Genomic DNA, 18898 nt, shown 5'->3' on the forward strand with positions numbered 1-18898 from the left:
GCCCGCAAGCGCCCCACACCGATTTAACCATCCCGGCGCCTTCCCTTTGCGGATCAAATCCACTAGCCTTGTTCCGGGTCGCGCTACCGCAACAAGGGAGCCGACATATGACGACATCGATTATCGACGGACGCGTCGAAACCGCCGACCTCAGGCGGGCGCGCGGCGGAATGACCATCTTTCGCAGCGTCACCTTCCAGCCCGACAGCGGCGCGGCGCGCACGATCAAGAATGCGGTCGTGAAGGACAATGTCGCGGCCGAGCTGGTGCCGGGCGCCAAGGGCCGCTTCTACCTCTATAACGCCTTCGACCTGAAGGGCGTCCACGGCGTGCGCTCCGCCGATGGCCGCGCCGTCTATGGCTTTGCGGGGAACAATAAAAAGATCTTCCTGATCCTCGGCATCGTTAACATCGCCTGGATATTGCTGCGCCTGTTCGCGATCGGCGACGGCGTGCCGCTCCTCGCGGTGCTGCTGCTCATCCTTTCGGTCACCGGCTATATTTTCATGGGCAAGGGCGAGCGCGAGGCAAAAGCGCAATTCGATGGCGACGCGGCTTATAGTCCACCCGCATAGCTGGCCCGCTTGCGCGCCGCAGCGCATCGGCTAATGACGACGCATGGATCAAATCGTCATTCGCGGCGGCCAGCGACTCAAGGGCCGTATCCCCATCTCCGGCGCCAAGAATGCGGCGCTGACGCTGCTCCCTTGCGCGCTGCTCACCGATGAGCCGCTGACGCTCCGCAATCTGCCGCGCCTCGCCGACGTTGACGGCTTTGGCCATCTGCTCAACCAGCTCGGCTGCTCGACCACCATCGAAGGCTCGCGGCCCGAGGATTTCGGCCGCGTGATGACCGCGCGCGCGACGACGCTGACCTCGACCGTCGCGCCCTATGACATCGTGCGCAAGATGCGCGCCTCGATCCTCGTGCTCGGCCCGCTGCTCGCGCGCGCGGGCGAGGCAACCGTATCGCTGCCCGGCGGCTGCGCGATCGGCAACCGGCCGATCGACCTGCACCTGAAGGCGCTCGAAGCCTTCGGCGCCGAAATCGAGCTCGCCTCAGGCTATGTGAAGGCGAGTGCGCCGGGCGGGCGCCTTGCGGGCGGCAAATTCACCTTTCCCGTCGTCTCGGTCGGCGCGACCGAAAATGCCGTCATGGCCGCGGTGCTCGCCAAGGGCATGTGCGTACTCGAAAACGCCGCGCGCGAGCCCGAGATCGTCGATCTGTGCAACTGCCTCGTCGCGATGGGCGCGCAGATCGACGGCATCGGCACCGAAACGCTGACCATCGAAGGCGTCGACCGCCTCCATGGCGCGACCTATCGCGTCATGGCCGACCGCATCGAGGCGGGCAGCTATGCCTGCGCCGCGGTGATCACCGAGGGCGATGTCGAGCTGGTCGGCGCCAAGGCGAGCGAGATGGAAGCGACGCTCTCGGCGCTGCGCCAGGCCGGCGCGACGGTAGAGGACACCAGGACCGGCATCCGCGTCGCCATGTCCGGCCGCGCCGAGCCGGTGACGCTCAGCACCGCCCCTTACCCCGGCTTCGCGACCGACATGCAGGCGCAGTTCATGGCGATGGCGACGCTCGGCACCGGCGCGTCGCTGTTCACCGAAACCATCTTCGAGAACCGCTACATGCACGTCCCCGAGCTCGCGCGCATGGGCTGCGACATCGACGTGCGCGGCCGCAGCGCCGTGGTGCGCGGCGTCGACCATCTGGTCGGCGCGCCGGTGATGGCGACCGACCTCCGCGCCTCGATGAGCCTGATCATCGCGGGGCTTGCGGCAAAGGGCGAAACGCAGGTCAACCGCGTCTATCACCTCGACCGCGGCTACGAGCGGCTGGAGGAAAAATTGCAGGCGGTGGGTGCCGACATCGAGCGGATCAGCGCGGGGTAGATGAGCAGGCGGCGGAAATATTATGTCCGGGGGACGGTCGGCGGAGAGGAAATCGGCCCGTCCGTTAAGGCTTCACTCGAATCCGCCGCGCGGACCGCAAACAAGATGAGAGACCAGGGCGTTCAGAATGTCCGGGTCACGGACGATGTCGGCAACATGATCTCCGACCAGGAACTCGATCAGAAATGGTGGGCATTCGCCGAACGGTCATTGATTAAGCGTCGCCGGATGGACGGTCGCTGACCGGCACCGACACCGTCCCACCGCTCACCGATGGCTTCTCCGGCCGCTTGACCACCGCGATCACCAGCCCGATCAGCGCCACTGCACCGCCAGCAATCGACAGCGGCGCCCAGCGATAGCCCTCCAGAACCGTCGAAAAACCCATCGCGATGATCGGAATCAGCACGCTCGACCACGCCGCCTGCCCCGGCCCGACGTCGCGAATGATGTTGAAATAGAGCGGAAAGGTCACCGCGCTTGCGATCACGCCGAGGTACAGCACGCCGCCGACATAGGCGGGCGTCGCCTCAATCATCGGCGGCCCCGTCGTGATCCAGGCATAGCCAGCATCACCGAGCGCGCCGAACAGCATCGCCCACGCGATCATCACCACCATCGACTGCGCGCGCGCGATCCTCGCGCCCTGCATCACGTTCGACACCGACGCGCTCATCACGCCGCAGAGCGTCAGCGCGGTGCCGAGCAGCACCTCGCCCGCGCCGAGATCGGCGGCGCGATATTCGTGGAGGATCATCAGCCCGACCCCGGCGATCGCAATCCCCGCGCCGAGCAGGAAGCGCGCCTCGACCCTAGTTTTCAGGAACAGCCGGCCCAGCAAGGTGTTAGGGACGATCAGCAGCGCGAACAGCACCGCGACCAGCCCCGAGGTGATATGCTGTTCGGCGCGGTAGACGAAATTGAAATTGAACGCGAACTGCGCGAGGCCCAGCAGCGCGGCGAAACCCCAGGCCGGACCCGACAGCGCCAGCCGCTCGCGCCGCCATGCCGCATAGGCGAACATCGCCGCCGCTCCGACGAAGAAGCGGTATGCGACCGACCAGCTCGGCGGCACCACCCCCAGCTGCCCGGTGATGACGATCCACGTCGATCCCCAGATCAGCGTGACGAGCGCGAAGGGCAGCAGGACGCGCGGCGTCAAAAGGCTCGGGGCGGAACTCACAAGGCCGCGATCGCCGCCGCAAGCGGTGCGACGGCGTCGGCATCCTGATCCCAGCTCACCACCAGCCGCGCCGCGCCCTCGCCCCAGTCGTAGAAGTCGAAACCCTTGGCGCGAAGCTCGGCGGCATCCTCGGCGCTGATCCGCACGAACAGCTCGTTCGCCTCGACCGGATACATCAGCCGCGATCCGCACGCCGCCGCCAGCGCCGCCGCGCCGGCATTGGCGGCGCGCGCATTGGCCAGCCACAGATCGTCCTTCAGCATCGCGCGGATCTGCGCCGCGACGAAGCGCCCCTTGCTCAGCAGGTGGCCGCCGCGCTTCTTGAGCTCGCGCACCCCCGCGCCGCCGCTGCCGCCGAAGAACACCAGGGCCTCGGCCATCATCGCGCCATTCTTGGTGAAACCGAACGACAGCGCATCGACCCCCGCACGCCAGGTCACGTCGGCGGGCGAACAGCCCACGAACGCCACCGCATTGGCGAAACGTGCGCCGTCCATGTGGAGCTTCAGCCCCTTGCCCTTGGCGATCTCGCTGATCTCGCCGACCTCGTCGGGACGCCAGGCGAGACCATATTCGGTGGCATTGGTGATGCTGATCGCCGCGGGCTGCACCTGATGGACGTCATTGCGGATCGCCGCGATGCGCGCCTTCAGCGCCTCGGCGTCGATCTTCGCGCCGGTGCCGGGCAAGGTCATCAGCTTGGCGCCGCCCGAATAGAAGGTCGGGGCGCCGCATTCGTCGACCTCGATATGCGCTTCCTCGTAACAGAGGATGCCCTGCCACGGCCGCACGAAATGGGCGAGGATGATGCTGTTCGCCGCGGTCCCGGTCGGAATCCAAACGACCTCGCAGCTCGTTTCGAACAGGCCCGAAAAGGCAGCGTCGAGCGACCGGCTCAGTGCGTCGCCGTCATAGGCGGTGTCGACATGATTGGCGGCCGCCAGCGCCTCCATCACCAGCGGATGGACGGTGGCGGCATTGTCGGAGAAAAAGCGGGTTGCGGTCATGCCGCGCGCCTTAGCGCAGCAAGCCGCGCCATGCTAATCTTTCATTTCGGATCAGCGACATCGGACGCCGCCGCATCGTCGCTGGCGGCGCCATGCGCGAGACTGGCCCCGCCGACGAGGCCCATGCCGCCCGCCATTCCCCCGGCCATGCCCATGCCACCGCTTCCCCCGCCGCCGCCGCCGCGTCCGCCACCACCGCCGCCGCGGCCACGATCGCCGCTGCTGCCGCCGCGCCCGCCCGACGAGGAAGGGCGTGCCGGGCCTTGCAGCGGAATGCCGGCATCGGCGGGCACGGCATCGAGGTCGAGCGCCTTGCGGATGAAATCGCGCAGCGCGACGACCAGCTCATGCGTGTGCACCGGCCGGCCGTCGGCGAGTTCCTGCGCCGCGCGCGCCGCGAGCCGCACCTGTTCGGCGGTGCCGAGCAGGATGATGTCCGACAGCGCCGCCTCGACTGCGTCGCGGATGCGCCGCGGCCGGTCCGAATCGCCGCCCTCGTCCGCGACCGCCTCGTCGGCCTTCGCTAGGTCGAGCGCCGGCGGCTCGCCCCCCTGACGCTTCATGTCGCGCAAATGCCGCGGATCGACCGTCAGATCGCCGGTGAACGAGCCGCCCAGCACCTTGTACGCCGCGATCAGCGTCTTCAGCCGCTCGTTGATCTGGCGATTCATCCGCTCGCGACGCTGCTGGATGGTCATCATGACCATCAGCCGGATACCGACGCCGATCAGCGTGACGAGCGCGAGCCCGAGCAGGGTCGTGCCGATGCTCTGCCACGACGAGAAATCGAAGAAACGCATCGGATGACCTCCCGTCGGCCCGCCCGGCGCCGCCCCGTCGTAGCGCGGGCGGTACCGGTCGCCTAGGGTCAGGGCCTGTTAATTGCGCGTTCGAGGCGTCGAAATGGCGAAGATATCGGGTTCGGGTGGGCGCAGCGGGTAGCATCGCTACCCGCAAGGCCGCGCGGACCCGAGATCGAAGCCATTTCGGCGTCCCTGCGGGATTTGACCGATTTTGCCTAGGACTTCGTCGGCAAGCCTTGAAATATCGACATATTCCTTCGCCTTGCCTCCTCGCCCTGAGCAAAATCGCCTCAAACCTCGAACGCGCAATTAACAGGTCCTGACCCTAGTGGCGGCGATAGACATAGCGTTTATAGGTCCGCGACCAGCGCACCAGATAGCGGCCGGGCCAGATCCAGCGCGTGCGCATTCCGTAGCGATTGACGTTCAGCGCAAAGCGCGGGAACAGGATAAAGCGCCATTCCCATTCGTCGCGCTCGGACACGGCGTCGTCGGCGTTCCATTCCATGCTCGCTACCCCCTTCCGGTGGTGGCAGCCCCTACCCGACGATTATTGTCCGTTTGTCGGAACGCGATATATCATAGGCGCGGCGGGCGGGCGACCTGGTGGCCACCCGCCTGCGTTGACCCCTGCCCCGAATGGGGCGGGCCGTCAGCGGTCGCGCTTCGCGAGCAGCTTCAGCCGCAGCGCGTTCAATTTGATGAAGCCAGCGGCATCCTTCTGGTCATAGGCGCCGGCATCGTCCTCGAAGGTCACATGGCGCTCGCTATACAGGCTGTTCGGCGACTTGCGGCCGACGACGCTCGCATTGCCCTTGTAGAGCTTCAGCCGCACCGTACCGCTGACCTTTTCCTGGCTGTGGTCGATCGCCGCCTGCAGCATCTCGCGCTCTGGCGCGAACCAGAAGCCGTTGTAGATGAGCTCGGCATATTTCGGCATCAGCTCGTCCTTGAGGTGCGCCGCGCCGCGGTCGAGCGTGATGCTTTCGATGCCGCGATGCGCGCGGGCATAGATTTCGCCGCCCGGCGTCTCGTACATGCCGCGCGACTTCATGCCGACGAAGCGGTTCTCGACGAGGTCGAGGCGGCCGATGCCATGCTTGCGGCCCAAATCGTTGAGCGCCGCGAGCAGGGTCGCGGGCGACATGGCTTCGCCGTTCAGCGCGACGCCGTCGCCGCGCTCGAAATCGATCGTGATATATTCGGGCGTGTCGGGCGCATCCTCGGGATTGACGGTGCGCGAATAGACATAGTCGGGGGTCTCGTCCCAGGGATTTTCGAGCACCTTGCCTTCCGACGAGGTGTGGAGCAGGTTCGCGTCGGTGCTGAACGGGCTTTCGCCGCGCTTGTCCTTGGGCACCGGGATCTGATGCTTTTCGGCGAACTCGATCAGCGCGGTGCGGCTGGTCAGGTCCCATTCTCGCCACGGCGCGATCACCTTGATGTCGGGGTTGAGCGCATAGGCCGACAGCTCGAAGCGCACCTGGTCATTACCCTTGCCCGTCGCGCCATGCGCAACCGCGTCGGCGCCGGTTTCCTTCGCGATCTCGACCAGCCGCTTCGAAATGAGCGGGCGCGCGATGCTGGTACCGAGCAGATAATCGCCCTCGTAACGCGCATTGGCGCGCATCATCGGGAAGACGAAGTCGCGCACGAATTCCTCGCGCAGATCGTCGATATAGATATGCTCGGACTTCACCCCCATCAGCTCGGCCTTGGCGCGTGCTGGCTCCAGTTCGTCGCCCTGCCCCAGGTCGGCGGTAAAGGTCACCACCTCGCAGCCATAGGTCACCTGCAGCCATTTCAGGATGACGCTGGTGTCGAGCCCCCCCGAATAGGCGAGGACGACGCGCTTGATGGACTCGGACATGATGATTCCCTTGACCGGAAAAGACGGTCGCGCGCCTATCAGGCCGATCCGGCGCACGCAACGCCCTGACGCGTTTCTACAAGACTCCGGATGGGACTTGCTTCATTGTCACGCGCGGGGACGCGTCCGTAGAAAGTCTTGTCATGCGAATGCTACTGACGTTCGCCGCGCCCCTGCTCGCGCTGGCGACAGCCTCTTCCACCATCAACGGCGGCGGGGCGATGCCCGACCCGACCCGCGAATATCACCAGCAGGTCGATTGTCACAATGCTTATGACCGGCTGGTCGCCGAGCTCAAACGCGGCACACCGCCGTCCCCTGCCGGGCTGGCGTGGACCCGCGAATATGAAGCGAACGCCAATGCCGGAACGCCCTGCCCCGCGCCGCTTCCCGAGTTTGTGGCACGCGGCGGAAACTGGCAGATCAGCACGCCGGAGGGCCGCGATTTCGCGCTGCTCTATGCCCAAAAACAGAAAGACCCCGCCGCAATCAGCGAGATTGGCACGGCGTGGCTGAACGGAACGGTCGAGGGCGGCACCGCCCAGGACGGCCTCGCCCTGATGCAGGAGGCGGCAAATCTCGGCGACCCGGTGGCGCTGTTCAATGTCGGCACCCTCTATTCGGCGGGGCTGATCGGCGGCAAGAAGGACCACGCGACCGCCTTTCGCATGATCGACCAGGCGGCGCAGGCCGACCATGTCGATGCCATCTATCGCAGCGGCCTCTATTATCTGGAGGGCGTGGGCACCAAGAAGGATCCGAAAAAGGCCTTTGCGGCCTTCAAGACGGCGGCCGAACGCGGACATTTCTATGCGACGATCATGGCGTTCGACATGATCAACAACGGCAACGGCACGAAAAAGGATTTCCAGCTCGCCTATCATTTGTCGCGCGTCGTCGCCGATCAGGGCGAGGCCTATGGCGCGGTGATGGCGGCCTCTTCGCTGCTGCAGATGAAGGATGTGCTGAAGCATGAGGATGAAATCCTCTATTGGATGGACCAAGGCATCGCGACCGGCGACGACACGATCCGCGGCCAGCTGATCCCGCTGCGCGCGCAGGTCGTCGGCGCCTTCACCAAGGCCAAGGCGCCGCCCGAATACAAGCCGCGCGTGTTCAAGGCCTGTCCGATGAAGACGGTGTGCACGGTCAATCATTATTCGGGGCTGCAAAGCTGCACCACGAACAAGGATTATTGGAACGACTGCGACGGCTGATCGCCGAGCCCGATTGGCTTTCCCCGCGGTTCGGGCTATTCCGGGCGCGGGGAGACCGCCATGGGCAAGGCCGAGATCAAGACCAAGGCGACCGAGGTGACGGTCGCGGACTATATCGCCTCGCTCCCCGAAGCGCGCCGCCGCGAGGAGGCGCCGGTCATCGACGCGATCCATCGCCGCGTCACGGGCCTCGAACCCAGGATGTGGGGACCGTCGATCATCGGTTACGGCAGCTACGACTATCAATATGACAGCGGCCATTCCGGAACCATGTGCCGCGCCGGATTCAGCCCGCGCAAGGCGGCGATCACCCTCTATCTGATGGAGAATTATGGCGCGCGTCAGACTGAGGCCGACGCGCTCTTCGCCGCCCTCGGCAAGCACAGGACGAGCAAGGTCTGCCTCTACATCAACAAGCTGGCCGACGTGGACCTGGACGTGCTCGAAAAGCTCGTCGCGCTCACCTGGGATGCGATGAACGAAAAATATCCGGTCTAAATCCCCGCATACCATTCATAATCGATGCGGTCCTCCCAATAGCCGCCCTTGCCCGCGCCGACACCGTCGAGGCTGGCGACAGCTTCGATCCCGGTCAAATATTTGGCGTGCTTGTAGCCCAATTGCCGCTCGATCCGCAGGCGCAGCGGGGCGCCATTGGCGATCGGGAGCAGTTCGCGATTGAGCGCCCAGGCGAGGATCGTCTGCGGGTGCAGCGCGTCGATCAGGTCGCAGCTTTCATAATAGAGCACGTCGCCGATGCGGTCGGCGCAGCGAAAGACGATATAGCGCGCGCGATCCTTGAGGCCCGCCGCCGCGAGGATGCGGCGCAATTGCACCCCGGTCCATTCGCCGATCGCGCTCCACCCCTCGACGCAGTCGTGGCGCGTGATCTGGGTGCGCTGCGGCATCGCGCGGATGTCGGCCATCGACAGCGATAGCGGCCTGGTCACGAGGCCCGTCACCGCGACGCGCCAGTCGGCGAAGCCGGCCGCGGCGTGCGCAGCATAATCGGCACCCTCGGGCAGCTTCGTGCCGTTCGAACGAAACACCGGCGACAGGTCGGTGCGGCCGAATTCGCGCGCCAGCGCGTCGCGGTCGGTCAGCGCGCGCTGGCTCGCCCGGTGCATCTCCTCGCCCATCGACAATATCTTGCGCGTCAGCGGCGCCTCGTTGATCGCATCGCAGCCGGCCAGCAGCGGCAGGGTGCCCGCCGCCGCGACCAGCCCGCCCGCCCGCGCGATCAGCTGGCGCCGGGGGAGAATGATGCCGCTCATTGCGCCTTCTCCGGCGGCAGTTTGAACCAGCCGGTAACCATCGAGCGGATCTCGTTCACCGGCCCGGCGAGCAGCACCATCGCGACATGGACGAAGAAGAAAGCGACGAGCAGCCAGGTGGTGATGAAATGGATCGACCGCGCCGACTGGCGCCCCCCGAACAGGTCGAGCAGCCACGGCCAGGCCGCGTTCATGCCCGGCGACATCGCGAGGCCGGTGAAGATCATCAGTGGCAGCATCACGAAGATCACCGCGATATAGGACAGCTTTTGCAATATACTGTAGCGCGCCGCCGCCTCGCCCCGGGGGAAACGCAACCGCGCGTGATCGCAGATGTCATGCCAGATATGGCGCGGCGACCATTCGGCCCGCCGGACATGCAGATCCTTGCGCAAATGCCCGCCAAACGCGGTCCACAACATGTAGAGCGTCAGCCCGATCGCCAGCACCCAGGCGAAAAGCAGGTGCCAGCGCCGCCCGTCGGCGAGGCTGTAGCTGGTCGGGATCGTCGCCCAGCCGGGAAAGGCCCAGGTCTGCTCGACCCCTTGCGCATCGGTCCAGCGGCCAAGCAGCCCGGTGGTCTCGATCCGCGTCTCGCCGATCCGCACGAAACCCATCGTCGGCGTCGCGCCGATCGCGAACCAGGCATGGTCGGGGTTGGCGCCATATTGTCCCCAATAGAGGCGCGGGTGGGCGTTGAAGATCATCAGCCCGCTCATCAGCATGACAAGCAGGGTGACCGCATTGAGCCAGTGCCAGATGCGCGTGGGCAGCCGGTGGCGATAGACGCGCGCCGCAGCGGCTCCGGCGCGATGGCGGGCGGCGGCGGGCCGGACGGAGCGGCGGGAGGGTCAGGCTCGGCCATATCTCCCATTCGCTCCGCCGCTTCTCCTGGTTACGCCGCGACCTCCGTCGCGAACTGCGCGCGATACTGGTTGCGCAAGGACACTTTGTCGATCTTTTCGCTGCCGAGCTTGGGCAGCGCCTCGTTCGACATCCATATCTTGCACGGCACCTTGTACGGCGCCAGCCGCTGGCTGAGGAAGCTGCACATATCCTCGCCGGTCACCGTGCTGCCGGGCTTGACCCAGATCACCGCGCCGACGACCTCGCCCAGCCGCTCGTCGGGCAGGCCGAACACCGCGCATTCGTTGACGTCGGCATGTTCGTAGATCGCCGCCTCGACCTCCTGGCAGCTGATATTCTCGCCGCCGCGGATGATGATGTCCTTCTTGCGGTCGACGATGAACAGATAGCCGTCCTCGTCAAGATAGCCGAGATCGCCCGAACGGAAATAGCCATTGTCGAAGAAGGCCGCCTTGGTCGCGGCGGGATTGTTCCAATAGCCCTCGAAATTGCAGACCGAGCGGATGCACACCTCGCCGACCCCGCCCTGCGGCAGCGGCTCGCCATTGTCGTCGAGGATCGCGAGATCGACGAGCGGCTTCGACGCCGGACCGGTCGATAGCGGCTTGGCGACGTAATTTTCGTTGATGATGCCGCAGCCGACCGCATTGGTTTCGGTGAGGCCATAGCCGAGCAGCGGCTTGGCATCGCCCATTTCCTCCGAGAGGCGCTTCACATGCTCGGGCGGACGCGGGGCGCCGCCGCCGGCGTAGCTCTTGCACGTCGACAGGTCGTAATTCTTGCGGTTCGGATGGGTCAGGATCTCGTAGCTCATCAGCGGCACGCCGACGAAATAATTGACCTGCTCGTCCTGGATCAGCCGCATCGCCTCCTCGGCGTTCCATTTGGGCATCAATACGAGTTTGCGACCCAGCGCGAAGCTTTGCAGGAACACCGGAATTTCGGCGGTGACGTGGAACAGCGGCGTGCAGACCAGAGTCGCGGGCTGGATGTCCGACATCAGCCCGTCCTCGGTCAGCAGATGCACAATGCTCGCGGTCTGCGTCACATAGTTGAAGATCGCCTGACAGATCGCATGGTGCCGCGAATAGGCACCCTTCGACTGGCCGGTCGATCCCGAGGTGAAGAGGATCGTCGCCAGGTCCTCGCCGGTCAGCTGCGGCAGCACCGTGTCCGCGCTGCCGCCCGCCGCCGTGATCGGCACGATCGCCTCGTCGATGGGCTTGAGCAGATCGAGCGTGATCACCTTCGCGCCATGTTCGACTTCCTCGAGCCGCGCCGTGCGCTGCACGTCGGCGATCACCAGTTTCGTCTCGCTGTCCTCGATGCCGGCGGCGAGTTCGCCACCCTGCCACCAGCCGTTGAGCAACGTCGCGCAGCCGCCCGCGAGCAGCACGCCGATATAGGTCACGCACCAGGCATTGGCGTTGCGCATCGCGATGCCGACGCGGTCGCCGCGCTGGACGCCATAACCCTCGATCAGCCCCGCCGCGACCCGGCGCGCCGCGGCATGGACCTGTTTGAAGCTCAGCCGCTCACCGCCCTCGACGAGGAAGGTGGCGTCGCCATGCTGCGCGGCAAAAAAGGCGACATAGTCGCCAAGATTGGTCGGCGCGTTGGTGATGGCGGGCAGGTCGCGGCCAAAACGTTCGACCGTTCCGACCTGGATCGGGCCGCCCGGACCCGTGATCAGATTATAGGCGGCTTCCAGGCGCAAATCGAGCGCGGATGGCATCGGGCATCTCTCCTCTTGGTCTCGCTCGCCATACCCCTTATGGGGAGGCCTCTCCTGGGGAAGGACAGCGCGACTATATGTTTCTTTTTGCAACCTTAGCCGAAGCAACGCAATATCTTAACTTTCAGGATATGATGGGCGAGAATAGCGAAGTCGCGTTCAGCGTCTTCGGCTGGCCGATCCGCTGGTATGCGCTGGCTTATCTCGCGGGCATCTTCCTCGGCTATTGGTATCTGCTGAAACTCATCGCCCAGCCCGGCGCCCCGATGGCGCGCCGCCATGCCGACGACATGATCTTCTATGCGATGCTCGGCATCATCCTCGGCGGCTAAGCTCGGCTATGTGCTCTTCTACAACCTCGAATCCTATATCGCGAAGCCGGTGACGATCCTGAAACTGTGGGATGGCGGCATGTCGCTGCACGGCGGCGTCATCGGGGTGCTGATCGCGATCTGGTATGTGACGCGCAAGGAAAAGCTCAGTTTCCTGCGTTTCTGCGACTATATCGCCTGCACCATCCCCTTCGGCCTGTTCCTCGGCCGCATCGCCAATTTCGTGAACGGCGAATTGTGGGGCCGCGTGACCACCGTGCCGTGGGCGATCGTCTTCCCCGGCGAGGCCAGCCCGCTGCCGCGCCACCCGAGCCAGCTCTACGAAGCCGGGCTCGAAGGGCTGCTGATGATGGCGATCCTGGCCTTCCTCTTCTGGCGCACCGACGCGCGCTACAAGCCCGGCTTCCTCGTCGGCATGGCGTCGATCATCTACGGCCTCAGCCGCTTCGCGGTCGAATTCGTCCGCGAACCCGACAGCCAGCGCATGGAGGTCGTCGTCAAGACCGGCCTGTCGATGGGCCAGTGGCTGACCGTGCCGATGATCGTCATCGGCATCTGGCTCGTCGCCACCGCCAAGGCGCGCCGCCAGCGCGTCGAGCCGATCGCGGGGCCCGACAGCGTTGCCTGAGACCGGGCCGCTGGCCGACCTCTGGACGAACGGCCCGGTCAGCATCGCCGCCTATATGGCGGCCGCCAACGCGCATTATTATGCGACGCGCGATCCGCTCGGCGCTGCCGGCGATTTCACCACCGCGCCCGAGATCAGCCAGATGTTCGGCGAACTGATCGGTATCTGGTGCGCCGACCTGTGGGACCGCGCCGGGCGTCCCGCCTTCCGCTATGTGGAGCTCGGCCCCGGCCGCGGGACGCTCGCCGCCGATGCGCTGCGCGCGATGCGGCGCTTCGGTTGCAACCCCGTTAGCGTGGAATTGGTCGAGACCAGCCCCGCGTTGCGCGCGGCGCAATCGGCGCGCGTGCCCGAAGCCGCGCACCACGACGACATCGAAAGCCTGCCCGGCGGCGCCGCGCTGCTTATCGTCGCCAATGAATTTTTCGACGCCTTGCCGATCCGCCAGCTCGTCGCAACGCCCGAGGGATGGCGCGAACGCATGGTGGCGCGGGACGGCGCGCGGCTGGTCACGCTCCATGCCGATACGCCAGTCGACGACGATATCCCGCCTCCGCTCCGCGCGCAGCCGCCGGGTGCAACCGTCGAGACCAGCCCTGCCTCGATCGCCGTCATGCACGGCTGCGCGCTGCGCATCGCGCGCTGCGGCGGCGCGATGCTGGCGATTGACTATGGCTATCGCGGACCCGCCGCGGGCGACACGCTGCAGGCGGTCTCGAACCATCGCTACGCCGATCCCTTCGAGCGGGCGGGCGAGGTCGACCTGACCGCGCATGTCGACTTCGCCGCGCTCGGCGAGGCGGCGCGCCGCGGCGGCCTCTCCACGCTCGGCCCGGTCGGACAGGGGCTGTGGCTCCAGCGGCTCGGCATCGACGCGCGGCTGCAATCGCTGATCGCAGCATCGCCGGGCCGCGCCGGGGAACTCGAAGGGCAGCGGCACCGCCTCGTCGAAGCGGGCGAGATGGGCGAACTGTTCCAGATTCTCGCCGCCCATGCCCCGAACTGGCCGCAACCCGCGGGATTTGCCGCATGACCGCCCTTACCGCCGCAACGCTTGCCGATGCCGACGTGCTGTCGGGCTTCGCCAATGCCGCCTTCACCGCGACGTTCGGCCATATCTACGACCCCGCCGACCTCGCGCTCTTCCTCTCGACCTGGAATCCGCCGGACAAGCTGCGCGCGCAGATCGAAAATCCCGACTGGGCGATCCGGCTGGCGCGCGACGCGGCCGGCAACATCATCGGCTATGCCAAGATGGGCCCGCTCGATTTCGAGCTGCCGCCCGGACAGCCGACCGACGATGCGGTCGAACTTCACCAGATCTATCTCGCCGACGCCGCCAAGGGCACCGGTGTCGCAACCGCGCTGATGGACTGGGGCATCGGCTGGGCGCGCGAGCGCGCCTCGATCCTCTACCTCAGCGTGTTCACCGAAAACGCCCGCGCCCAGGCGTTGTACCGCCGCTATGGCTTCTACGACGTCGGCCGCAACGCCTTTCGCGTCGGCAACCATATCGACGAAGACCGTTTCTTCCGGCTCGACCTGTGACCGCGCCGTTCGTCTCGTCCGGCGCGCTCGCGGGCGTTCCCCACGGCTTCTTCGGCCGTCGCGGCGGGGTGTCGAGCGGCGCGCTCGTCTCGCTCAATTGCGGTCTCGGTTCGGGCGACGATCCCGCGCTGATCGCCGAGAATCGCCGCCGCGTCGCCGACGCGGTGCTGCCGGGTGCGACGCTGGCCGGTCTCTACCAGGTCCACGGCAACCGCTGCGTGATCATCGACCACGGCAGCGACCCGACCGCCCGCCCCGAGGCCGACGCGCTCGCCACCCGCACCCCCGGCATCCTGCTCGGCATCCTCACCGCCGACTGCGTCCCCGTCCTGTTCGCCGACCGCGAGGCCGGCGTCGTCGGCGCGGCCCATGCCGGCTGGAAAGGCGCGATCGCCGGGGTCACCGACGCGACGCTCGCCGCGATGGAAACTATCGGCGCGCGGCGTGCCGATATCGTGGCCGCGATCGGCCCGTGCATCGGCCGCGCCTCCTATGAGGTCGACGACGGCTTCGTTTCGCGCTTCCTCGCCGACGATCCCGCCAACGAACGCTTCTTCGCCGCGGGCAAGCCCGGCCATGCGATGTTCGACATCGCCGCCTATGTCGCCGCGCGCCTCGCCGCCGCCGGCGTCGCGCGAATTGCCATCGGGGGACAGGACACCTATGCCGAGGCGGAGGATTATTTCAGCTATCGCCGCGCCTGCCATAGAGCCGAGAACAGCTATGGCCGCCAACTGTCGGTGATCGGACTGACCTGACCAGGCCGACCGGGGGAGAATCGGGGAATGAGTCGCACGCGCCTGCTGGGGCTGATCGGCGGTCTGCTTGTCTTCATCGTCATGCTGGTCCTGCCTGCGCCCACTGGCATGGAAGTCACGGCATGGCGGGTGGCCGCCCTGACCCTGTTGATGGCGGTGTGGTGGATGACGGAGGCGATGCCGCTGACCGTGACGGCGCTCCTCCCCTTCCTGCTCGTCCCGACCTTCGGCGTGATGGACGCCAATGCCATCGCCAGCGAATATTATTCGCCGATCCTGTTCCTGATCCTCGGCGGCGCCTTTCTGGCCCTGACCATCGAGCGCGTCGGACTGCATCGGCGCGTCGCGCTCGCGCTGCTGAAGCTCGCGCCGCCCACGGCGACCGGCCTGCTCTTCGCCTTCATGGCGGCGACGGCCGCCATCGGCTTGCTCGTGTCCAACACCTCGACCGCGCTGATCATGATCCCGATCGCGCTCGCGGTGATCGAGGCTGCCGGAATCCGCGAAGACGAAACCGAAGGATTTGCCGGAGCGGTCATCATGGGCACGGCCTTTGGCGCGACGATCAGCGGGTTCGGTACGCTGGTTGCGACGCCGACCAATGCGATCGCCGCCGGGCTGATCGAAAAATCGCTGGGCGTGCATATCTCGTTCCTCGACTGGCTGGTCTTCGGCCTACCGGTGGTGATCCTGAGCGTGCCGATCGCGACCCTTGTGCTGGCGCGCGTCCAGCGGCTGAAGGATCATCCCTTCGACGCCGTGGCGGCGGCATCGGCGCTGGGCGAGGTCGCGGCATGGAGCATCGCCGAGCGGCGCGTGGTCCCGATCGCGATATTGGTGGTCGCGGCATGGATTGCGCAGCCGCTTCTCGCTCCTCTATTCCCCAAGGGCGCCCTGACCGACGGCACCATCGCCATCGCGGGCAGCCTGTTGCTGTTCGTCGTCCCCGACGGCACCGGCCGCCCGCTGCTGGTCTGGAAAGAAGCCGACAAGGCGCCATGGGGCGTCATCATGCTGTTCGGCGGCGGCTTGGCACTCGCCGCCGCGATGACCGAAAGCGGTCTTGCCGCCTGGCTCGGCACCGTACTCGCCCCGCTCGGCAGCATGCCTGCGATCCTGCTCGCGCTCATCATCGTCGGTTTGACCATCCTGGTCACCGAATTTGCCAGCAATGTCGCAACCGCCAGCGGCATCATGCCGGTGCTGACCGCCCTGATCGCGGCGACGGGCGCCGATCCGATCCTGCTCGCCCTGCCCGTCGCCATGGCGGCAAGCTGGGGCTTCATGTTGCCATCAGGCACCGGGCCCAACGCGCTGGCCTGGTCGACGGGGCATATTGCGCTCCCCCGCATGCTCAAGGCGGGCCTGATTCTCGACATCATCGGCGCGCCGCTACTCGTCGGGGTCATCTGGGTGATCGCGATGCTGGGGGTGACGCTGCGGGGAAATCGCGATAGTGTCGTTTGAAACTATATTGCGCAGGAGTCTTTCGCATGCCCCCCATCGACAACAGCGACCTCACCGGCACCACGCCGCGCCGCGCGCCCAAGAAGGACGTCACCGAAATCGGCGGGCGCACCCTGTCGCCCTCGACCCTGATGATGGGTTATGGCTATGATCCGATGCTGTCCGAAGGCTCGCTGAAGCCGCCGGTCTTCCTGACCTCGACCTTCGCCTTCGAAAGCGCCGCCGCGGGCAAGCGCCATTTCGAGGGCATCACCGGCAAGCGCCCCGGCGGCGCCGACGGCCTCGTCTATTCGCGCTTCAACGGCCCGAACCAGGAAATTCTCGAAGCCCGGCTCGGCGTCTGGGAAAAGGCCGAGGATGCGCTCGTCTTCTCGTCGGGCATGTCGGCGATCGCCACGCTGCTGCTCGCGCATGTCAGCATGAACGACGTCATCGTCCATTCGGGCCCGCTCTACGCCGCGACCGAGACGCTGATCGCGCGCATATTGTCGCGCTTCGGCGCCACTTATGTCGATTTCCCCGCCGAAGCCTCGCGCGCGGAAATGGACGCGATCTTGGCGCGCGCCAAGGAGATGGCGGCGGCGCAGGGCGGCAAGGTCGCGATGGTCTATCTCGAAAGCCCGGCGAACCCGACCAACGCGCTCGTCGATGTGGAAGCGATGCGCGCCGCGACCGGCGCCGCCTTTGCCGAAGGCGCGCGGCCGCCGATCGCGATCGACAACACCTTCCTCGGCCCGCTCTGGTCGAAACCGCTCGCGCACGGCGCCGACATCACCCTCTACAGCCTCACCAAATATGCCGGCGGCCACAGCGATCTCGTCGCGGGCGGCGTGGTCGGCTCGAAGCATTGGCTCGCCCCCATTCGCATGATGCGCAACACCATCGGCACGATCTGCGACCCCAACACCGCGTGGATGCTGCTGCGCAGCCTCGAAACGATCGAACTGCGCATGAGCCGCGCGGGCGAAAATGCCGAAAAGGTCTGTGCCTTTCTCCGCGATCATCCCAAGGTCGAAGGCCTCGGCTATCTCGGTTTCCTGCCCGAAGGATCGCAGAAGGATATTTTCGCGCGCCACTGCACCGGCGCCGGATCGACCTTCTCGCTGTTCATCAGGGGCGGCGAAGAGGAAAGCTTCCGCTTCCTCGACGCGCTCAAGATCGCCAAGCTCGCGGTCAGTCTCGGCGGCACCGAGACGCTCGCGAGCCACCCCGCCGCGATGACGCATCTGTCGGTCCCCGACGAACGCAAGAAAGCGTTGGGCATCACCGACAATCTGGTGCGCGTGTCGATCGGCATCGAGGACGCCGACGACCTGATCGCCGATTTCGCGCAGGCGCTGGACGCGGTCTGATAGCTACGCCCTCCCCTTCAGGGGAGGGCAGCGAGACTTGGGAACTTGTTCCCTAGTCGCAGCGGGTGGGGGCCAGCGGCCTCGCGCAACTCCGCTCCCCCCACCCCAACCCCCTCCCCTGAAGGGGAGGGGCTCTTCACTTCCGCGCCCGCCAGTCCACCACCGTCCATCCCATCGCCGGCGCCAGCTTCTTCAGCTTCCGCGACGGCGTCGTAGCCACCGCCTCGTCGGCGAAATGCAGCATCGGATGGTCGGATACATGGTCCGAATAGGCGCGGATATGCGCGTCGTCGCGCGTGATGTCGTTCGCCGCCATCCAGTCCGAAATCCGCGCGAATTTCGCCTCGCCATAACAATTGTCGCCCATCAGCCGGGCATGGACATGGTCCGCCCCGTCGGGCTCGTCGAGCCGCGTCGCGAGCACATCCTCGATCCCCAGCCGCCGGGCGATCGCATCGACATAGAGGTGGAAGGAAGCGGTCGCGAGCAGCACGCGATACCCCGCCGCGCGGTCGGCCTCGAGCTGCGCGAGCGCTGCCCCGTGCAGGCCGCGTGCCACCACCTTGTCGGCATAGCTTTCGGCGAGCGGCGCGATCTCGTCGCGGCGAAAGCGCGGCCCCACCAGCAGCCGCAGATTGATCGCCTTCAGCCGCGCCCGGTCAATCAGCCGCAGCCAATAGGCGAGCCCCGCCAGCCCGACGAGCGGGGTCAGCAGCATCCGCCATTGCTGCCGCCGTCGCACCACATGCATCAGGAAACCGCTGTAGGTGCCCGCGCGGGTGATCGTGCGGTCCATGTCGTACATCGCGATGCGATGCGACGGCGACGGTTCGGGAACGACGATATTATCATCCATGGCCAGCGCCTTAGCCCGAGCGGACGGGCGGGCCAATACCGCGCAAGCGCGCCGCAGCCTGACGTGGAATGGCTTGCCGTCATTCCCCAAATAATACAA

General features: G+C 66.3%; 18 protein-coding genes and 1 pseudogene. 10 read left to right on the forward strand and 9 right to left on the reverse strand.

Going from position 1 to position 18898, the window contains the following annotated elements:
- Positions 1 to 107: 107 nt before the first annotated feature.
- Together N0A20_RS11990 and murA are read left to right on the forward strand one after the other, a co-directional pair.
- Positions 108 to 575 (forward strand): hypothetical protein, encoded by a 468-nt coding sequence (locus tag N0A20_RS11990; protein ID WP_260580613.1) that lies wholly within the window; start codon positions 108 to 110, stop codon positions 573 to 575.
- A gap of 43 nt (positions 576 to 618) precedes the next feature.
- Positions 619 to 1902, forward strand: a complete 1284-nt coding sequence (murA, locus tag N0A20_RS11995; protein ID WP_260580614.1) for a UDP-N-acetylglucosamine 1-carboxyvinyltransferase — start codon at positions 619 to 621, stop codon at positions 1900 to 1902.
- A 214-nt stretch (positions 1903 to 2116) separates the two neighbouring features.
- Here the strand turns inward: murA and N0A20_RS12000 are convergent, their stop codons facing one another.
- The 5 genes from N0A20_RS12000 to N0A20_RS12020 form a co-directional block, all read right to left on the reverse strand.
- Complete coding sequence (locus tag N0A20_RS12000; RefSeq protein ID WP_260580615.1) at positions 2117 to 3085, reverse strand: DMT family transporter; 969 nt, start codon at positions 3083 to 3085, stop codon at positions 2117 to 2119.
- Positions 3082 to 4092 (reverse strand): threonine aldolase family protein, encoded by a 1011-nt coding sequence (locus N0A20_RS12005; RefSeq protein ID WP_260580616.1) that lies wholly within the window; start codon positions 4090 to 4092, stop codon positions 3082 to 3084. Before N0A20_RS12005 ends, N0A20_RS12000 begins: the two co-directional genes overlap by 4 nt.
- A gap of 41 nt (positions 4093 to 4133) precedes the next feature.
- Positions 4134 to 4892, reverse strand: a complete 759-nt coding sequence (locus N0A20_RS12010; RefSeq protein WP_260580617.1) for a hypothetical protein — start codon at positions 4890 to 4892, stop codon at positions 4134 to 4136.
- A 328-nt stretch (positions 4893 to 5220) separates the two neighbouring features.
- The gene (locus N0A20_RS12015) at positions 5221 to 5403 is read right to left on the reverse strand and encodes a hypothetical protein (RefSeq protein WP_260580618.1); all 183 of its coding nucleotides are present in this window, start codon (positions 5401 to 5403) and stop codon (positions 5221 to 5223) included.
- A gap of 144 nt (positions 5404 to 5547) precedes the next feature.
- Positions 5548 to 6765: an argininosuccinate synthase gene (locus N0A20_RS12020; RefSeq protein WP_260580619.1), complete on the reverse strand. Its 1218-nt coding sequence runs from the start codon at positions 6763 to 6765 to the stop codon at positions 5548 to 5550.
- Positions 6766 to 6908: 143 nt separating this feature from the next.
- Here N0A20_RS12020 and N0A20_RS12025 point away from each other — a divergent pair, with 143 nt between their 5' ends.
- Together N0A20_RS12025 and N0A20_RS12030 are read left to right on the forward strand one after the other, a co-directional pair.
- A complete protein-coding gene (locus N0A20_RS12025) occupies positions 6909 to 7982 on the forward strand; it encodes a tetratricopeptide repeat protein (RefSeq protein ID WP_260580620.1) in 1074 nt (357 codons plus the stop codon).
- A 60-nt stretch (positions 7983 to 8042) separates the two neighbouring features.
- Positions 8043 to 8480 (forward strand): DUF1801 domain-containing protein, encoded by a 438-nt coding sequence (locus N0A20_RS12030; RefSeq protein WP_260580621.1) that lies wholly within the window; start codon positions 8043 to 8045, stop codon positions 8478 to 8480.
- Here N0A20_RS12030 and N0A20_RS12035 read toward each other — a convergent pair.
- From N0A20_RS12035 to N0A20_RS12045, 3 genes are all read right to left on the reverse strand, one after another.
- The gene (locus N0A20_RS12035) at positions 8477 to 9256 is read right to left on the reverse strand and encodes a molybdopterin-dependent oxidoreductase (RefSeq protein ID WP_260580622.1); all 780 of its coding nucleotides are present in this window, start codon (positions 9254 to 9256) and stop codon (positions 8477 to 8479) included. The two genes, N0A20_RS12030 and N0A20_RS12035, sit on opposite strands and share 4 nt — an antisense overlap.
- The gene (locus N0A20_RS12040; RefSeq protein ID WP_260583908.1) at positions 9253 to 10029 is read right to left on the reverse strand and encodes a cytochrome b/b6 domain-containing protein; all 777 of its coding nucleotides are present in this window, start codon (positions 10027 to 10029) and stop codon (positions 9253 to 9255) included. The genes N0A20_RS12035 and N0A20_RS12040 overlap by 4 nt, the downstream gene beginning before the upstream one ends.
- Positions 10030 to 10151: 122 nt before the next feature.
- Complete coding sequence (locus tag N0A20_RS12045; protein WP_260580623.1) at positions 10152 to 11858, reverse strand: class I adenylate-forming enzyme family protein; 1707 nt, start codon at positions 11856 to 11858, stop codon at positions 10152 to 10154.
- Positions 11859 to 11935: 77 nt separating this feature from the next.
- On the opposite strand from N0A20_RS12045, the pseudogene lgt reads away from it, so the two are divergent.
- From lgt to N0A20_RS12075, 6 genes and pseudogenes are all read left to right on the forward strand, one after another.
- Positions 11936 to 12818, forward strand: a pseudogene (gene lgt / locus N0A20_RS12050) (prolipoprotein diacylglyceryl transferase).
- A 55-nt stretch (positions 12819 to 12873) separates the two neighbouring features.
- A complete protein-coding gene (locus tag N0A20_RS12055) occupies positions 12874 to 13851 on the forward strand; it encodes a class I SAM-dependent methyltransferase (protein WP_260583909.1) in 978 nt (325 codons plus the stop codon).
- Complete coding sequence (locus tag N0A20_RS12060) at positions 13848 to 14366, forward strand: GNAT family N-acetyltransferase (RefSeq protein ID WP_260580624.1); 519 nt, start codon at positions 13848 to 13850, stop codon at positions 14364 to 14366. The genes N0A20_RS12055 and N0A20_RS12060 overlap by 4 nt, the downstream gene beginning before the upstream one ends.
- A complete protein-coding gene (pgeF, locus tag N0A20_RS12065) occupies positions 14363 to 15124 on the forward strand; it encodes a peptidoglycan editing factor PgeF (protein WP_260580625.1) in 762 nt (253 codons plus the stop codon). The genes N0A20_RS12060 and pgeF overlap by 4 nt, the downstream gene beginning before the upstream one ends.
- A gap of 27 nt (positions 15125 to 15151) precedes the next feature.
- The gene (locus tag N0A20_RS12070; RefSeq protein ID WP_260580626.1) at positions 15152 to 16591 is read left to right on the forward strand and encodes an SLC13 family permease; all 1440 of its coding nucleotides are present in this window, start codon (positions 15152 to 15154) and stop codon (positions 16589 to 16591) included.
- 26 nt (positions 16592 to 16617) lie between these two features.
- Positions 16618 to 17943 (forward strand): cystathionine gamma-synthase family protein, encoded by a 1326-nt coding sequence (locus tag N0A20_RS12075; RefSeq protein ID WP_260580627.1) that lies wholly within the window; start codon positions 16618 to 16620, stop codon positions 17941 to 17943.
- Between the two features lie 136 nt (positions 17944 to 18079).
- Here the strand turns inward: N0A20_RS12075 and N0A20_RS12080 are convergent, their stop codons facing one another.
- Complete coding sequence (locus tag N0A20_RS12080; RefSeq protein WP_260580628.1) at positions 18080 to 18799, reverse strand: HAD family hydrolase; 720 nt, start codon at positions 18797 to 18799, stop codon at positions 18080 to 18082.
- Between the last annotated feature and the right edge of the window lie 99 nt (positions 18800 to 18898).

Source organism: Sphingopyxis sp. PET50 (assembly GCF_025244705.1).
In the GTDB taxonomy this organism is placed as follows: Bacteria; Pseudomonadota; Alphaproteobacteria; order Sphingomonadales; family Sphingomonadaceae; genus Sphingopyxis.

Bases quoted from the DNA above. Each gene is read 5' to 3' on its own strand.
- N0A20_RS12005 (WP_260580616.1), bottom strand. From the start codon at position 4,092: ATGACCGCAACCCGCTTTTTCTCCGACAATGCCGCCACCGTCCATCCG.
- N0A20_RS11990 (WP_260580613.1), top strand. From the start codon at position 108: ATGACGACATCGATTATCGACGGACGCGTCGAAACCGCCGACCTCAGG.
- N0A20_RS12025 (WP_260580620.1), top strand. From the start codon at position 6,909: ATGCGAATGCTACTGACGTTCGCCGCGCCCCTGCTCGCGCTGGCGACA.
- murA (WP_260580614.1), top strand. From the start codon at position 619: ATGGATCAAATCGTCATTCGCGGCGGCCAGCGACTCAAGGGCCGTATC.
- N0A20_RS12015 (WP_260580618.1), bottom strand. From the start codon at position 5,403: ATGGAATGGAACGCCGACGACGCCGTGTCCGAGCGCGACGAATGGGAA.
- N0A20_RS12035 (WP_260580622.1), bottom strand. From the start codon at position 9,256: ATGAGCGGCATCATTCTCCCCCGGCGCCAGCTGATCGCGCGGGCGGGC.
- N0A20_RS12055 (WP_260583909.1), top strand. From the start codon at position 12,874: ATGGCGGCCGCCAACGCGCATTATTATGCGACGCGCGATCCGCTCGGC.
- N0A20_RS12030 (WP_260580621.1), top strand. From the start codon at position 8,043: ATGGGCAAGGCCGAGATCAAGACCAAGGCGACCGAGGTGACGGTCGCG.
- N0A20_RS12060 (WP_260580624.1), top strand. From the start codon at position 13,848: ATGACCGCCCTTACCGCCGCAACGCTTGCCGATGCCGACGTGCTGTCG.
- N0A20_RS12045 (WP_260580623.1), bottom strand. From the start codon at position 11,858: ATGCCATCCGCGCTCGATTTGCGCCTGGAAGCCGCCTATAATCTGATC.
- N0A20_RS12010 (WP_260580617.1), bottom strand. From the start codon at position 4,892: ATGCGTTTCTTCGATTTCTCGTCGTGGCAGAGCATCGGCACGACCCTG.
- N0A20_RS12080 (WP_260580628.1), bottom strand. From the start codon at position 18,799: ATGGATGATAATATCGTCGTTCCCGAACCGTCGCCGTCGCATCGCATC.
- N0A20_RS12070 (WP_260580626.1), top strand. From the start codon at position 15,152: ATGAGTCGCACGCGCCTGCTGGGGCTGATCGGCGGTCTGCTTGTCTTC.
- N0A20_RS12075 (WP_260580627.1), top strand. From the start codon at position 16,618: ATGCCCCCCATCGACAACAGCGACCTCACCGGCACCACGCCGCGCCGC.
- N0A20_RS12020 (WP_260580619.1), bottom strand. From the start codon at position 6,765: ATGTCCGAGTCCATCAAGCGCGTCGTCCTCGCCTATTCGGGGGGGCTC.